This window comes from Streptomyces sp. T028 (assembly GCF_048159505.1).
In the GTDB taxonomy this organism is placed as follows: domain Bacteria; phylum Actinomycetota; class Actinomycetes; order Streptomycetales; family Streptomycetaceae; genus Streptomyces.
Genome location: NZ_JBLRVZ010000019.1, coordinates 147,591 through 162,178, shown reverse-complemented (window position 1 = coordinate 162,178; position 14,588 = coordinate 147,591). Strand labels below are relative to the sequence as shown.

At 69.9% G+C, this 14,588-nt stretch carries 12 protein-coding genes; 4 read left to right on the top strand and 8 right to left on the bottom strand.

The features are described 5' to 3' along the window. Positions 1-99: 99 nt before the first annotated feature. On the bottom strand, positions 100-1,116 hold the full coding sequence (locus ACLZN2_RS19275; RefSeq protein ID WP_416979720.1) for a LacI family DNA-binding transcriptional regulator: 1,017 nt from the start codon (positions 1,114-1,116) through the stop codon (positions 100-102). A 441-nt stretch (positions 1,117-1,557) separates the two neighbouring features. Between ACLZN2_RS19275 and ACLZN2_RS19270 the strand changes: the two genes are divergently transcribed. Next, positions 1,558-5,211, top strand: a complete 3,654-nt coding sequence (locus ACLZN2_RS19270; RefSeq protein WP_416979719.1) for a LamG-like jellyroll fold domain-containing protein — start codon at positions 1,558-1,560, stop codon at positions 5,209-5,211. A gap of 7 nt (positions 5,212-5,218) precedes the next feature. On the opposite strand, the gene ACLZN2_RS19265 is transcribed toward ACLZN2_RS19270, so the two are convergent. From ACLZN2_RS19265 to ACLZN2_RS19235, 7 genes are all read right to left on the bottom strand, one after another. Further along, complete coding sequence (locus tag ACLZN2_RS19265; protein ID WP_416979718.1) at positions 5,219-5,806, bottom strand: TetR/AcrR family transcriptional regulator; 588 nt, start codon at positions 5,804-5,806, stop codon at positions 5,219-5,221. A gap of 35 nt (positions 5,807-5,841) precedes the next feature. Next, the gene (locus ACLZN2_RS19260) at positions 5,842-7,020 is read right to left on the bottom strand and encodes a pyridoxal phosphate-dependent aminotransferase (RefSeq protein ID WP_416979717.1); all 1,179 of its coding nucleotides are present in this window, start codon (positions 7,018-7,020) and stop codon (positions 5,842-5,844) included. Positions 7,021-7,046: 26 nt separating this feature from the next. Continuing rightward, a complete protein-coding gene (locus ACLZN2_RS19255) occupies positions 7,047-7,832 on the bottom strand; it encodes an SDR family oxidoreductase (protein ID WP_416979716.1) in 786 nt (261 codons plus the stop codon). Positions 7,833-7,907: 75 nt separating this feature from the next. Continuing rightward, positions 7,908-8,903: a biotin-dependent carboxyltransferase family protein gene (locus tag ACLZN2_RS19250; RefSeq protein WP_416979715.1), complete on the bottom strand. Its 996-nt coding sequence runs from the start codon at positions 8,901-8,903 to the stop codon at positions 7,908-7,910. Beyond that, the gene (locus tag ACLZN2_RS19245) at positions 8,900-9,634 is read right to left on the bottom strand and encodes a carboxyltransferase domain-containing protein (RefSeq protein WP_416979714.1); all 735 of its coding nucleotides are present in this window, start codon (positions 9,632-9,634) and stop codon (positions 8,900-8,902) included. The genes ACLZN2_RS19250 and ACLZN2_RS19245 overlap by 4 nt, the downstream gene beginning before the upstream one ends. Positions 9,635-9,639: 5 nt before the next feature. Beyond that, complete coding sequence (locus ACLZN2_RS19240) at positions 9,640-10,446, bottom strand: LamB/YcsF family protein (RefSeq protein ID WP_416979713.1); 807 nt, start codon at positions 10,444-10,446, stop codon at positions 9,640-9,642. Between the two features lie 26 nt (positions 10,447-10,472). After that, positions 10,473-11,822 (bottom strand): MFS transporter, encoded by a 1,350-nt coding sequence (locus ACLZN2_RS19235; protein WP_416979712.1) that lies wholly within the window; start codon positions 11,820-11,822, stop codon positions 10,473-10,475. A gap of 278 nt (positions 11,823-12,100) precedes the next feature. On the opposite strand from ACLZN2_RS19235, the gene ACLZN2_RS19230 reads away from it, so the two are divergent. Genes ACLZN2_RS19230 through ACLZN2_RS19220 form a run of 3 tightly spaced genes read left to right on the top strand, consistent with a single transcriptional unit; the run spans position 12,101 to position 14,581 of the window. Next, a complete protein-coding gene (locus ACLZN2_RS19230) occupies positions 12,101-12,736 on the top strand; it encodes an RraA family protein (RefSeq protein ID WP_416979711.1) in 636 nt (211 codons plus the stop codon). Beyond that, positions 12,736-13,791, top strand: a complete 1,056-nt coding sequence (locus ACLZN2_RS19225; protein ID WP_416979710.1) for a D-2-hydroxyacid dehydrogenase — start codon at positions 12,736-12,738, stop codon at positions 13,789-13,791. Before ACLZN2_RS19230 ends, ACLZN2_RS19225 begins: the two co-directional genes overlap by 1 nt. A gap of 19 nt (positions 13,792-13,810) precedes the next feature. Further along, positions 13,811-14,581 carry an SDR family oxidoreductase gene (locus ACLZN2_RS19220; protein ID WP_416979709.1) on the top strand — a complete coding sequence of 257 codons (771 nt, stop codon included), beginning with the start codon at positions 13,811-13,813 and terminating at the stop codon, positions 14,579-14,581. Positions 14,582-14,588 lie beyond the last annotated feature (7 nt).

Below are 14,588 nucleotides of genomic sequence, written 5' to 3'. Positions count from 1 at the left end.
AGGGAGTCCGGGTGCTCGATATGTGGCGACAGAGAGGGGCGCGATGCCCGTGCGCCGCTGTTCGGGGAGGGTGAGGGTGGTGCGGGCCGGGTTTCGGTCTCAGGGGGTGCCGAGGACGGGCCCGGTGCTGGCCCGCAGGGAGATCGGCGGTAGGAGGAGGTGGTGCCGGGCGGGCACGTCGGGGTTGTCGAGCCGCTCGACGAGAAGGTCGACTGCGCGCCGGCCCATCTCCTCCGCCGGTACGTCGGCGGCGGTGAGCTGCGGGGTCACCGTCTCCGCCCACCGGCCGGCGACGACCCCGGTGACGGAGAAGTCGCGCGGCACATGCCGGCCCGCCCGGGCGAGCCCCCGGTAGAGGCCGCCCAGTGCGGCCTCGTTCAGCGTGACCAGGCCTGTGGTGGCCGGGTCGTCGTGCAGGATCTTTTCCAGGCAGGCCTGACCTGATGCCGGGTCGTCCCCGCAGCAGTACGACCGCACGGTCAGCCCGCGCTCGGCCGCGGCCTTGGTGAAGCCGTCCAGGCCGCGGTGCGCGGACTCGTACCCGGCGCGCAGCAACTGCTCGGGCCGGTTGACGAAGGCGACCCTGCTGTGGCCGAGGTCGGCCAGGTGATGGACGCACGCCGCCGCGAGCGCGGTGTGGTCCAGGCCGACCCACCAGCCGCCCTCCGGGTGGGCGGTGCGGCCGATGGCGACCGAGGGGAAGCCCAGCTCGGCCAGGTGGTCGACCCGGTCGTCCTCGAGCCTGATCTCCATCAGGATCGCGCCGTCGACCCGCCGCTCCCCCAGCAGCCGCTGGAAGGAACGGTCGCTGTCCACACCGCTCGGTGAGAGAAGGACGTCGTAGTCGTAGGCAGCGGCGGCCTCCACCACACTTCCGATGAAGTCCAGCTGCATGCCGGTGTAGTGGTTGCCGGCCGGCGGGAAGACCAGGCCGATGGTGTTGGTCCGGCCGTTGGCCAGGGCGCGGGCACTGGCGTTGGGCCGGTAGCCCAACTCGTCGATGACCTCCTGGATCTTCCGCCGGGTGTCGTCCGACACGGTGCGTTTGCCGCTCAGGGCGTAGGACACGGTGCTCCGCGAGACACCGGCCCGCCGGGCGATCTCACCGATGTTCACGGGGACCTCCTTGGCTCGAACCGGTTCGATGTCCCGTGTGGGGCAGAGCGTCCGATCACGTGGATGCTGGGGTGAGGAGAGAAGCGGCGACCGGCCGTCGAACCGGTTCGCGTGGTGAGAAGGTAAGAACCAGCCGGGCGACTGTCAACACCTGGAACACCGCTTCTGGTAACAGTCTGGAAATCTGAAGACGCGGCGCGACCCACTCGCGTCAAGGGTATTGCTGAGGGATTTCCCCGATGCTAGCTTCCAGCGAACCGGTTCGATGAAGCGATCGTTCCGGTGCTGTGAGCCCTGTCGTCGTCTCTGGGCACGCACCCGATCGAACGATTCAGCAGCGCGTCACCTCGGCCTCCTCTCATTGGGCAACGGCTCGCGGAGGAGCAGCCGGCCGAGGCGGGCCGACCGGAACCCGTTACTCGAGGATTGAGGACGCAATCCATGTCATCCGCTGACAGATCAGCCCGGCGCCGGGCCCCGGCCGCCATGGCGCTGGCCCTCGGCGCGGGCCTGCTGGCCGCACCCGCCGTCCCCGCCCACGCGGCCGACACGCCCGACCCCACGGCCCGCTACACCTTCGACCAGGACGACCTCGCCTCCGGGAAGATCAGCGACAGTTCCGGCAACGGTCTGACAGCCAGCCTGGTGAACGGCTCCACCGCTCAGTCCGTCGACGGCACGGGCGGTGGCAAGGCGCTCGGTCTGCCCGGCGGGGCGCCCACCTCCGACGGCGCGTACGTCCGGCTGCCCCGTGAAGTCCTCGGCGACGCGACCGACTTGACCGTCTCCGCCCGGGTGAAGTGGAGCAACGACACCTCGTCCTGGCAGCGGATCTTCGACCTGGGCACCGACACCAACAAGTACCTCTTCACCACCCCGTCCAACAACGGCGGGGTCCTGCGTACCGCGGTGACCACCGGCGGAGGGGGCGCGGAGGCCCAGGTCTCCGGGTACGCGGCGCTGCCCGCCGGCGGCTGGCGGACGGTCACCGTCACTCTCGACACCACCGCCGGACGCGTCACCACCTACCTCGACGGTGTGGCGGTCTCCTCCGCCGCCACGACCGTCAAGGCCAAGGACCTGCTGGACGGTTCGGCCACGGCGGCCGGCTACATCGGCAAGTCCTTCTACTCCGATCCGCTGTTCAAGGGCGCGATCGACGACTTCACCGTGTGGCACGCGGCGCTCAGTGCCGACCAGGTCGCCGGCACGGTCGGGAACGTCCCCACCCTCCAGGACCTCTCGAAGACGTCCTTCGAGGCCCGCACCACCACCGGCACAGCCCCTTCCCTCCCCGCCGCCGTCCGCTCGTCCTTCTCCGACGGCTACGACCGCGACACACCGATCACCTGGGACGCCGTACCGGCCGACGAGTACGCCCGGCCCGGCACCTTCACGGTCGCGGGAACGGCGGCCGGACACGCGGTGAAGGCGACCGTCACGGTGGTCCGTGAGGGAGCCCTCACCGTCGACCTCGGCTCGGACACCGGCGCCTTCCACGGCGGTGCCTCCGGCACGCTCTACGGCGTGTACGGTCCGGACGTCCCCACCAACAACCTCATCGAGGGCATCGGCCTGCGGACGGTCTCCACCAAGGCGCAGGACGGCCCGCAGCACCCGGGTGCCGACGCGCTGGAGGTAGTGAAGCCGCTGGCCGACTCCACCGACGGTGACGTGTACATCTACATGACCGACATCCACCGCGGGTTCCCGTACGAGTGGCCGGGCGACTCCCCCGCGGAGAAGCTCAGGCTTTACGGGGAGAAGATCGGCAAGCAGGTGGACCAGGTCCTGCGACTGCCGAAGCAGTACCAGGACAACATCGTCTTCGTGCCGTTCAACGAGCCCGAGGGCAACATGTTCGGCACCGGTGAGTGGAGCTACGACAAGGTCAGCTGGCTCAACGCCCCCGACGCCTTCTTCGCGGCCTGGGACAGCGCCTACAAGCTCATCAAGGGCAGGATGCCCGACGCGCGTATCGCCGGCCCCAACACCAGCGTCCTGTTCGACCAGGTGAAGGGCTTCCTCACCCACGCCCTGGCCGCCGGCACCCTCCCGGACGTGATCACCTGGCACGAGCTGAGCCACCCTGAGGCCGTGCGCGAGAGCGTCGCCAAATACCGCGCGTGGGAGAAGGAACTGTTCAAGGGCACCGACCGCGAGGGCACCCAACTCCCCGTCAACATCAATGAGTACGCCTTCAACTACCACACCTCCGTTCCCGGCCAGATGATCCAGTGGGTCTCCGCGATCGAGGAGTCCAAGGTGGACGCCGACATCGCGTACTGGAACATCGACGGCAACCTCTCCGACTCCGCCGTGCAGTCCAACCGCGGCAACGGGCAATGGTGGCTGCTCAACGCGTACGCCTCGATGAGCGGACACACGGTGACGGTGAACCCGCCGTTCCCCGGCGAGAACTACACCATGCAGGGCGTCGCCACCCTCGACGAGAAGAAGAAGCAGGCACGGCTGATCTTCGGTGGCTCCACCGGCAAGGGCCACATCACCTTCGCCGGTGTTCCGAGGAAGCTCTTCGGAAAGAGCGTGCACGCCTGGGTGCGGGAGATCGAGTGGACCGGGCAGGTGGGCGATTCCCCCGGCCCGAAGCTACTGGCCGAGCGGAAACTCAAGGTCGCGAGCGACGGCACGGTCTCCGTCGACTTCGGCGATGGCACGCTGCCGACACTGAAGGAGTCCTCGGCGTACGAAATCGTCCTCAGCCCGGCCGGCAAGGCGAAGGCCACGCAGTCCGCGCCCGTGCGCTGGCAGAGCTCGTACGAGGCGGAGGACGCCGCCCACACCGGCTCCGGCTACTCCAAGAACGGACCTGAGGGCTCGCCCCGTGACGTCTCGAAGTTCTACACCTCCGGCGGCTACAACGTCGGCGGCCTGCGCACCGGCTCGGACGTCACCCTCGACTTCACCGTGGACGTGCCCGAGGACGGCACCTACGACCTGAGCGTGTTCGCCAACTCCCTCAACACCTTCGACAAGGTGAAGGACCAGGGCCCCACCAACGTCTTCCTGCGCGTGGACGGCGAGGCGGACAGCGAGCAGGAGCTGTACCTGCCCCTCGGCTACAAATGGGTGGTCTGGGACCACACCGACACCAAGGTGAAGCTCACCCAGGGCAAGCACACCCTGACGCTCGCCGCGAAGAGCGCCGACGGCAAGGGCGTCACCAAGGGCGACGCCATCGTCGACCGCCTCACCCTCTCCCTCCCCGACGCCTCCGCCGCCACCCAGGTCCACGAGGGCGAGCTGGCCTGGCTGGACGGTGGGGCACGGCCCGTCTATGACCTCCCGAAGCGGGCAGACACGGGTTCGGGCGCGGCCCGGCTCCCGAAGAAGGGGACCGCCACCTTCTGGGTCTACTCCCCCGCCGACCGTGAGGCCACCCTCGAGGTCGACACCCTCGGTGGCTCGGGCGCCCACGTCGCCGTCAACGGCCAGGACGTCCTGAGCCTGGACAAGGGCGGGAGCAGCGTCGCGGTCTCCCTGTCCGGCGGCGTCAACAAGGTGACGGTGACCGGCGTTTCGTCCACCACCCTCGTCGACCGCCTGACGGTCACCCCGACCGAGGGCACCCTCAAGACGCGTACGTACGAGGCTCAGGATGCCACCCTCGCCGGTTCGGCCACGCTCAGCCCACTCTCCCTGGCCACGGACGGCTCCGCGATCACCGGCATCGGCGGTGACCCGGGCAACGGCAACACCGCCACGTTCACCGTCGCCGCGGACAAGGCGGGCCTGTACGCGCTGCGCATCCGCTACTCCAACCCCGAACAGTCCCCGGCCACCCACTACAACCCGGACCCGCTCGCCCGCCACGCCGACCTCACCGTCAACGGCGGCAAGACGCGGCGGGTCACCTTCCCGCACACCTTCCACCAGAACAACTTCTGGGAGCTGACCGTCCCGGTCCAGCTCGAGAAGGGACAGAACACGCTTGACTTCCGCTCCGAGGAACTGCCCGACTTCGACGGCACCACCTACGCCTCGGACACCTTCCCCGGGGTGCTGCTCCGCTCCCGCTACGCACCGCTGATCGACCGGATCACGATCGCGCCGTACGCGAAGGAGGTGCGATGAGGCGATCTCATTCGCCTCTCCGGTCCGGTGCCGTGGCCCAGCCGATGAGAGCGCCGCGCAGTGCGGCCACCAGGCGGGAGGCGGCCTCCTCCTCGGTGCGTCCGCTCTTGATGAGGTCGAGGATGTCGCGGGGGTCGAACAGGGCGTTCCACAGGTACAGGGCTTCGTCGCCGAGGTCGCCGAGTCCCAGGTCCTCTGTGGTCTGCCGCAGGGGTTCGGTGAGCGCCTCGGCCTGGGGGGCGAGGTAGCCGGTGTTCTCGCGCAGCCGTTCCAGATAGCCGCGGTGTGAGCGCATCTGCGCCATCGCTCCCCCGTGTTCGAGGACGAGTGACACCCAGTAGCGGGACACCGCCTCCAGGCGCTGCATGCCGCGGGTGGTCTGCGCCGCGCTGAAGTCGCGCAGTTCGGAGCCGACTTGCGCCCGGAAAGCGTGCAGGACCTCCTCCACCGAGGAGAAGTGCCGGTAGGCGGTGGCGGTGGAGACCTCGGCGTACTTGGCGATCTCGGCCAGGCTGACCGGTGTCGGCGAGTTCTCGAACAGCCGCGCCGCGGCCTTGATGAGCTGCCTGCGGTTGCGCTGGGTGTCACTGCGCATGGGTCGACTCCCCGGTTTCTGCATGGAGAAGGCCTTCACCGAGCCTGGAGGGCCGCGAGGCCGTTGGCCAGACGACGGACGCCCACGGTGATGGACTCCGTGTCGGCAGCGTACGACAGCCGCAGATGCCCCTCGCCCTGGGCGCCGAACTCGCTGCCCGGCCGCACGGCGACGCCGTACGTCGTGCGCAACGCCGCCACGACCTCGGCCGACGGCAGATCGAGGTCGTATCGGGGGAACTGGTAGAACGCGCCTTCGGGGGAACTCAGCGTGAGACCCGGGATCCTGGCGAGCTCCGCCCGCATGATCTCGCGGCGCACCTCGTACTCCGCCCGCATCCTCGCGATGTCCGGGCCACAGGTCTGTACGGCGACGAGCGCGGCGTCCTGGGCGACCGTGTTGACCGAGCCGTTGAAAGTGTTGTGGATGCGTGCGGCGGCCTGGATCAACGGTGTGGAGCCCCAGAGGTAGCCCACGCGCCAGCCGGTCATCGCGTAGCTCTTGGAGAAGGTCTGGCAGTAGACCGTACGGTCGCGCAGGCCGTCGAGCGAGAGCGCGGAGGTGAACGGGCGGCCGGTGAAGTCCAGGTCGGCGTACGCCTCGTCGGAGATGACGAGGGTGGGTGTGCCGTCGAGCAGTTCGGCGAGCGCCTCCAACTCGGCTCGGCTGTGGACGATTCCGGTGGGGTTGCCCGGGTTGCAGAAGACGAAGAGCTTCGCACCGTCGAGGGCGTCGGCCAGTCGGTCGAGGTCCCAGTGCAGGTCGGAGCCGAGCGGAACGGGGACGACGACCCCGCCGGCCATGCTCACCAGGTCGGCGTAGAGGGAGTACGTGGGGTCGGGGACGACCACCTTGTCGCCCGGGTCGACGATGCTGAGGATCGACGCGGCGAGACCGGCGGTGCCGCCCTGGGTGATCAGGACGTCGCCGGCCGAGACCGGTGTGCCGGCGATGTCGGCGAGCTTCGCGGCGAGTGCTTCCCGGAGCGCCGGTTCGCCCAGCAGGGGCGAGTAGTGGGTGCGTCCGGCGCGCAGCGCCGCGTTCGCGGCCTCGGTGACCTGGGCGGGCGTGTCGAAGTTGGGTTCGCCCATGGCGAGGGAGACGAGGTCGCCTCCGGACTGCGGCTGCTGTGTCCGGCGGGAGGCGGCGGCGATCCGGGCGACGGCTGCGGCGGGGGCCGAGGGCGAGAAGGCGGTGGTGGCGGTGGGCGACATGCGCTCCTCCTGGAGGCGGGTGCGGTTCAGTCCTGGGGTACGGCGTCGGCGGGAGCGCCCGCCCACCGGCTGATCTCGATGTCCGCCGAGGTGTCGCGCTGCCGGGTCGGGGCGACGACGACCTCCTGGAGCACGACCCGCTGGGGCAGCGTGACCGCGAGGCGGACGGCCTCCGCCACGTCCTCCGGCCGCAGCATGTGGGCGCGTTCCTCCGCGGCCGGGGGCCGGGCGCGGTTGTCGAGGATCGGGGTGTCGGCCTCGCCGGGCAGCACGGTGATGGCGCGCAGGCCCTGGTTGCGGAAGGTGTTGTGCAGGAAGGTCATGAAGTTGCGGACTCCCGCCTTGGCCGCTCCGTAGGCGGCCCCGCCGAGCAGGTTGGGGTTGACGGCGGCGAGTGAGGAGACCGTGACGATCGTTCCGCCGCCGCGACCGAGGAGGTCGGGCAGTGCGGCCTGGGTGAGCTGGAAGACCGCCGTGAGGTTCACGTCGAGGACCTGGCGCCATTCCTCGTGGGGTAGCCACTGCGGGTTGAGCACCGAAGAGGAACTTCCCGCGCTGTTGACGAGGACGTCGATCGGGCCGAGTTCGGTGTGCACCCGGTCGATGATGCGGGTCACGTCGTCGGCGCGGGTGATGTCCGCGGCCAGGGCGAGGGCCGTTCCACCTTCGGCGCGGATGGCTGCCTCGGCCTTGTCGAGGGCCTCCTGGCGGCGGCCGACGAGGACCACGGCGATGCCGTCCCGGGCGAGCAGGCGTGCGGTCTCCAGGCCCATTCCGCTGCCGGCGCCTGTGATCAGCGCGGTTCTCGTCACCGTTCCTCCTCCATATAAGATGCCCGTCTCAAGTGAGAATAGTTTCTCATCTATTGCAGGATCAAGTGCGCGCCGTCAGAGGCGCACCGCGTCCCCGGCGAAGCCGAGTGCGCCGAACGCCGCGGCCGTCGCCCGCTCCAGTGCCCGCACCTCGCTCTCCCGTTCCGCCCACCGTCGTACCGAGGTCTCCCGGTCGACCCAGCAAAACCGCAGCTCCCGGCCCGGTCCGGCTTGCCCGAGCAGCGGGAGCGAGGCCCGGGAGGCGACGCCGACGATCGGGTAGCCCGCGGTCAGACTCCGGTACCGGCCGAGGACGATCAGCTCGTCCGCGTGCGGGATCTGCAGGGCCCCGACCGGCACCCCGTGCGACACGATCTCCGCGTCCGAGTCCGGGTGCAGCACCGGTCCGTCGAGCCGCAGGCCGACATGGTTCGAGCGGGCGGTGACGATGTACGGCGACTGCGCGACGAGCTCACGAATCCCGGGGATCGAGCGGGCGCCGTGGCTCTCGACGACGTCGACGACCCAGGGCCCGTCCGGGCAGCGCAGCACGGGGACGGGGAGGCGGAAGAGGGGAGGCGCGAAGCGACGGTGCCCGAATCCCCGGAACCCGGACTCCAGCAGCACCCGCGCCCCTATGGCCTGTGTGAATCCCATCCGGGCGTCCGGGGCCGCGCTGCCCAGCAGGGTCTGAGCCGCGAGCACACCGCTCAGGGCCAGGTAGTTCCGGGCGCCGAGACCCATGTCGCCGCGTACGCGGATCTCCTGGCCCGCCGACACCACCAGCGGCGACCAGCAGTCGACAGGCGCGCCGCCGACGGTGACCCGCGCGGGTACGCCGGTCACGGCGACCAGGACGTCGGCGTCCGGGACGAACGCCAGCTCCCCGCCCAGGTTCTCGATCAGCGTGGCCCCGCGCGGGTTGCCCACGAGGACGTTCGCCACGGCCGCCGAGTGCTGGTCGGCCGCACCACCGGTAGGAACACCCCGGCGTTCGGTGTCGCGCCGGCCGAGGTCCTGGAACGTCGTGACCCACCCCGTGCGGGTGATGTCGAGGCCCACCGTGGTCATACGGCCACCTCCACCGGCATCAGGAAACCCGCGTCCAGCGCCGCCGCCTCGTCCCGCGTGACCGGAACGAACCGCACGACGTCACCCGTGGCGAAGGACACCGGGTCCGGGCGGGAGATGTCGACGATGGTGTGCGGGGTGCGTCCGACCACCCGCCAGCCGGTCGGGCCCGGGAACGGCTGGATGATCGCGTTGGTGCCCGCGATCATGATCGCCCCGGGGGCGACGTCGGTACGCGGCTCGGCAAGCCGCCGTACCGGCCGGGGCACTCGGAGCCCGTCCATCATCGGAGCCATCGCCGCGCCGAGCAGGGAGATCGTGAACGTGGACTCCGCGATCGCCTCGACCACTTCGGCGGCCGCCAGGCCCACCTCCTCGGCGACGGACAACAGATCGGGTCCCGTCTCCTCGTCGAAGACGACCGGAATGGCGAACCGGCGAGCCGTACGCGCGCGTGCGGACCGCCGCGCGGCCGGCATCCGTCCCGCGAGCAGCCGTATCGCGTACTCGACGTGCTGGGGTGCGGTCGCCAGCGGGTCGTACTCGACGAGCAGTGACTCCAGGCCGGAGACGACGTCGAGCACGCCGGGCGGGCGGTGTGCCAGGAACCGGTCGCGAACGGCGACGATCGCGGTCCGGCGGACCACCGGGTCGGGGTGGGGAACGGTCACCATCACCGCCGAGTCCCCGAAGGGCTCGACGGTGACGGCGGGGAACTGTGCGGCGCTCACGGAGGTCAGGCCGATACTTTCGCCTTCTCGGCCAACACGTCCTTGAGACCTGTGACGTCGACACCCGCCGCGTCCAGCCCGGCCCGCAGGGCGGTGCCGTTGGCGAGCACCGTCGGATGGTCGCCGTGCAGAAGGAGTACGTCGACGTCGTGTCCGAGCGGTACGACGTTGCCGTCCACCGAGCGCACGGTCCCCTCCCGCACGACCTGCACGCAGCGCTCGCCGATGACCTGGGGGTCGTGGATGAGGCCCTGCTCGTGCGAGCGCGGCACGGGCATGCCGTCGTCGCCGTAGCCGCGGTCGGCGAGGAAGACGTAGCCGACGTCCAGGCCGCGCTTGTACGACTCCTCGGCGAGCAGGCCGCGTTGACAGATGACGATGTAGTCCTTGTTGTACGTGGCGATCGCGTCGGTGATGGCCCGGGCGTGCTTGGCGTCGGTCTGCGCGATCGAGCCCATGCGGCCGTGCGGGGCGACATGGCTGATCGTGCCCCCGTGCACGCGGGCGAAGGCGTCGAGCGCGCCGAGCTGGTAGAGGACGTCGGTGCGGATCTCCTCCTCCGACGCCTCGATGAGCCGGCGGCCGAATCCGACGAGGTCGGGGTAGCCGGGGTGGGCGCCCAGTTCGATGCCCCGCTCGACGCAGTCGGCGACGGTCCGGTCCATGATGCGCGGGTCGCCCGCGTGGAAACCGCAGGCGATGTTCGACGCCGTGACCAGGCCGAGCAGGGCCGCGTCGTCGCCGATCGTGTAGTTGCCGAAGCTCTCACCGAGGTCGGCGACGACTGCCACCGAGTTGATCGCGGATGTCATGGTGTTCTCCCGACGTGCGGTTCGGTTCAGTGGGACGCGAGCGGTTGGCCCTTGGTCTCCCGCAGGAACGCCACGGTGACCAGGGTGATGGCGGCGGTGAGGATCGCGGCGAACGCCGGTACGAGGTTGGATCCCGTCGACTCGATCAGGTCCGTCATCACGAGCGGGGCGCTGCCGCCGAAGATGACAGTCGAGACGCTGAAGCCGATGCTGTACGCGGAGTAGCGCACGCTGGTCGGGAACATCTCGGCGAGCATGGTGTGGACGACCGCCGCGTGGCCGGAGAAGGCCACGGCGAGGACGACCGTACCGATACACGCGAGCCCGAACCTGCCGGTCGTGATGAGCAGGAACATGGGGTACGAGACCAGGCCCACCGCGACGGAGGAGATGGCGAGCACGGGCTTGCGGCCGATACGGTCCGACAGCCGCGCCATCAGCGGAATGCTGGTCACGATCGCGATCAGGCTGCACGCGGTGACCAGGAGCGCCCGCACCATCGAGAAGTTGTGATCGCCCAGCGAGGTCTTCAGGTAGGTCGGCATGTAGACGAACAGCAGGTAGTAGCCGGGGCCGTTGAGCGCGGGCAGGAAGATCGTGAGCAGGATCGCCTTCAGGTGCCGCTTCGAGGTCAGCGCCTCGCGCAGTGGGTTGCGGGCGACGGTCTTCTGCTCGCGCAGAGCCGTGAAGTGCGGGCTCTCCTCGAGCCGGCTGCGGATGTAGAAGCCGATGTAGCCGAGGGGCACGGCGAGCAGGAACGGCACCCGCCAGGCCCAGGAGGTCATCGCGTCGTCGCCGAGCACGGTGATGAGGACGGCGGAGAAAGTGCTGCCGAACATGAGAGCCACGAAGGAGCCGACGGCGATGAAGCTCATCATGAAGTTGCGGCGCGTGTCCGGGGCGTACTCGCCGACGAACGACATGGCGCCCGCCACCTCGCCACCCGCCGAGAAGCCCTGCAGCACACGGAGCAGGACCAGCAGGACGGGTGCGCCGACCCCGATGGCGGTGTGGGAGGGGATGAGCCCGAGGGCGGCCGTCGCTCCGGAGATGAGCACCAGGAGGGTGGCCAGAAGCTTCTTGCGCCCGAGCCTGTCGCCGAGGAATCCGCAGATCACGCCGCCGAAGGGGCGGGCGAGGAAGCTGACCAGAAAACCGACGTTGGTGAGGAAGAGCCCTCCGGCGTCGGCCTCGCCCATGATGTTGATCGCGAGATAGGTGACGAGCAGGCCGTAGATGCCGTAGTCGTACCACTCCACGAACGAGCCGATGGCGCCCGCGACGGTGACCTTGCGGACCACCTTGTCCTGCGCGATGACGCCGACCGCCGCCTGTGGCTGGTCCGACGTGGAGTGAAGCCGATCTGACGTTGCCATGGGTTCTCTCTTGCTGTCGCGGACTCCGGAACGGTGTCCTGGGAGGCATGCGCTGGGTCCCCGTCAAGCTGCGACTCGAATCGCGAATGAGAATAGGTTCGCATTCTCGACACGGTCAAGGGCTGGAGTTGCATCCGTGTCAATCTTGGGATTCCACGAGGTTTCCTTGGTTTTCACAGCCATCCCCGGGCATCGACCCCTTGCTCAGCACCTCGACGGGATGCAGACTGACCCTTCAAAACGCGAAAGCTTTCGCACTTAGGAGAAGGGGGCCTGCGATGTCCCAGGACAATGTGCGCGTCCACACGGGGTGGGATCGTGTCGACCGTCATGTGCTCGATCAGTTCCGTGAGCACTCCGTGGCCAACCTCGGCGACGCCCTCGACCGGCTGAACATCGTGGACGGGGGCGTCGCGCCCGTCTGGAACGGCGCGCGGGCCGTCGGCACCGCGCTCCCCGTGCTCACCGTCGCGGGCGACAACAAGGCCGTGATCGCCGCGCTCGAGCACATCCGCCCCGGCGACATCCTCGTGATCAACGCTTTCGGCTACGAGGGCCGCGCCGTCATCGGCGACAACCTCGCCCAGCGGTTCGACGTGTACGGCGCCGTCGGCGCGGTCGTCGACGGCTATGTGCGCGACGGCGCGATCATCGAGCAGCTCGGCGTCCCCGTCTTCGCCCGCGGGCTGACACCCGCCGGCCCCTTCAAGAACGGGCCGGGCACGATCGGTGAACCCGTCGCCGTCGGCGGGGTCGTGGTCAACCCGGGGGACATCGTCGCCGCCGACACCGACGGCGTGATCGTCATCCCCCCGCACCGCGTCGAGGAGGCCCTCGCGGCGGTCAAGGAGATCGTCACCCGCGAGGCCGACCTGGACGCCGAGGTCGAGGCGCTGCGGAAGCGGGACGCCTGATGGGATCGCCGGGCAGGCTTCGCGTCGCGGTCGCCGCGCCGCTGTCCGAGGAGAACCGCGCGCGTGTCAGGGAGTTGGAGTCGCGGATCGACCTGGTGGTGGAGCGGGAACTGCTCCCGCCCATGCGCTGGCCCGCCGACTTCGCCGGCGATCCGTCCTGGCGGCGCACACCCGCGCAGCAGCGCGCGTACGAGGCCGCCCTCGACTCCGCCGACGCTCTGTACGGCATCCCCGACGTGGACCCGGGCGCCCTCGCGCGAGTGGTCCGTGCCAACCCACGGCTGCGCTGGGTGCACACCATGGCGGCCGGCGGCGGGAGCCAGGTCAGGGCGGCGGGGCTCAGCGCCGGAGAGCTCGACCGGGTCGCCTTCACCACCTCGGCCGGTGTGCACGGCCGGCCCCTGGCCGAGTTCGCCGTGTTCGGTGTGCTCGCGGGAGCCAAGGATCTGCCCCGTCTGAGCCGCGGACAGCGCGCTCACGAGTGGAGCGGTCGCTGGGCGATGAGGCAGGTGAGCGAGCAGACCGTGCTCGTGCTCGGCCTCGGTGGGATCGGCCGGGTCGTCGCCGCGCAACTGCACGCACTGGGCGCGAGGGTCATCGGCACGAGCAGGAGGGACGTCACCGTCACCGGGGTGTCCGAGATCGTGCGTCCCGAGCAGCTCGGCGAGGCGGCACCGACGGTGGACGCCGTCGTCAACACACTCCCCGGCACCTCGGCGACCGAGCGCCTGCGCGACAAGCGGTTCTTCGAGGCCCTGCGGCCCGGCGCGACGCTCGTCAACGTCGGGCGGGGCAACGTGGTCGACGAAGCCGCACTGATCGAGGCCCTCGACACCGGCCGGGTCGGCTTCGCCGCGCTGGACGTCTTCGAGACCGAACCGCTGCCCGCCGACAGCCCTCTCTGGGACCACGAGCATGTGCTGGTGAGCCCGCACACCGCGGCTCTCAGCGCGGCGGAGGACCGTCTCATCGCGGAGCTCTTCGCCGCCAACGCCACCCGGCTCCTCGACGGACACCGCCTGCTCAACCGGGTGAACACCGTCGAGTTCTACTGACAGGAAGACGACCGAGCACATGACCTCATCCTTCGACCTCACCGGCCGAGTCGCCCTGATCACCGGTTCCAGCCGGGGTATCGGCCTCGGTATCGCCGAAGGACTCGCGGACGCGGGCGCCACGATCGTCCTCAACGGCGTCGACCCGATCCGGCTGGAGTCCACACGCGCGGCACTCGCCAAGCGGTTCGGGGACGACCGGGTCGCGGCACGGGCCTTCGACATCGTCGACGAGGACGCGGTGGCCCGGGCCGTCGACTCCGTCGAGTCCGAGGTGGGTGCCCTCGACATCCTGGTGAACAACGCCGGCGTCCAGCACCGCGAACCCCTCGTCGACGTCGGCCTCGACGACTGGCGGCGGGTCGTCGACACCGACCTGACCGGAGCCTTCGTGGTGGGCCGCCAGGTCGCCCGGCGCATGCTCCCCCGCCGCGCCGGCAAGGTCATCAACATCTGCTCGGTGCAGACCGACCTCGCCCGCCCCACCATCGGCCCCTACACGGCCGCGAAGGGGGGCCTGCGCAACCTCACCCGGGTCATGACGGCGGAGTGGGCCGGCGAAGGACTCCAGATCAACGGCATCGCACCCGGCTACATCCACACCGAGATGACGCAGAACCTCGTGGACGACGAGAAATTCAACGCCTGGATCCTCGGTCGCACCCCCGCCCGGCGCTGGGGGACGGTGGCCGACGTGGTCGGCCCCGCCGTGTGGCTGTCGTCCAGCGCGTCCGACTACGTCAATGGCCAGGTCATCTTCATCGACGGCGGGATGTCGGTCGTCGTCTGAGACTCCG

What these genes read in the sequence shown, in the direction of transcription:
- ACLZN2_RS19270 (WP_416979719.1), top strand. Translation starts at nt 1,558, where the DNA reads ATGTCATCCGCTGACAGATCAGCCCGGCGCCGGGCCCCGGCCGCCATG.
- ACLZN2_RS19265 (WP_416979718.1), bottom strand. Translation starts at nt 5,806, where the DNA reads ATGCGCAGTGACACCCAGCGCAACCGCAGGCAGCTCATCAAGGCCGCG.
- ACLZN2_RS19260 (WP_416979717.1), bottom strand. Translation starts at nt 7,020, where the DNA reads ATGTCGCCCACCGCCACCACCGCCTTCTCGCCCTCGGCCCCCGCCGCA.
- ACLZN2_RS19250 (WP_416979715.1), bottom strand. Translation starts at nt 8,903, where the DNA reads ATGACCACGGTGGGCCTCGACATCACCCGCACGGGGTGGGTCACGACG.
- ACLZN2_RS19240 (WP_416979713.1), bottom strand. Translation starts at nt 10,446, where the DNA reads ATGACATCCGCGATCAACTCGGTGGCAGTCGTCGCCGACCTCGGTGAG.
- ACLZN2_RS19235 (WP_416979712.1), bottom strand. Translation starts at nt 11,822, where the DNA reads ATGGCAACGTCAGATCGGCTTCACTCCACGTCGGACCAGCCACAGGCG.
- ACLZN2_RS19230 (WP_416979711.1), top strand. Translation starts at nt 12,101, where the DNA reads ATGTCCCAGGACAATGTGCGCGTCCACACGGGGTGGGATCGTGTCGAC.
- ACLZN2_RS19225 (WP_416979710.1), top strand. Translation starts at nt 12,736, where the DNA reads ATGGGATCGCCGGGCAGGCTTCGCGTCGCGGTCGCCGCGCCGCTGTCC.
- ACLZN2_RS19220 (WP_416979709.1), top strand. Translation starts at nt 13,811, where the DNA reads ATGACCTCATCCTTCGACCTCACCGGCCGAGTCGCCCTGATCACCGGT.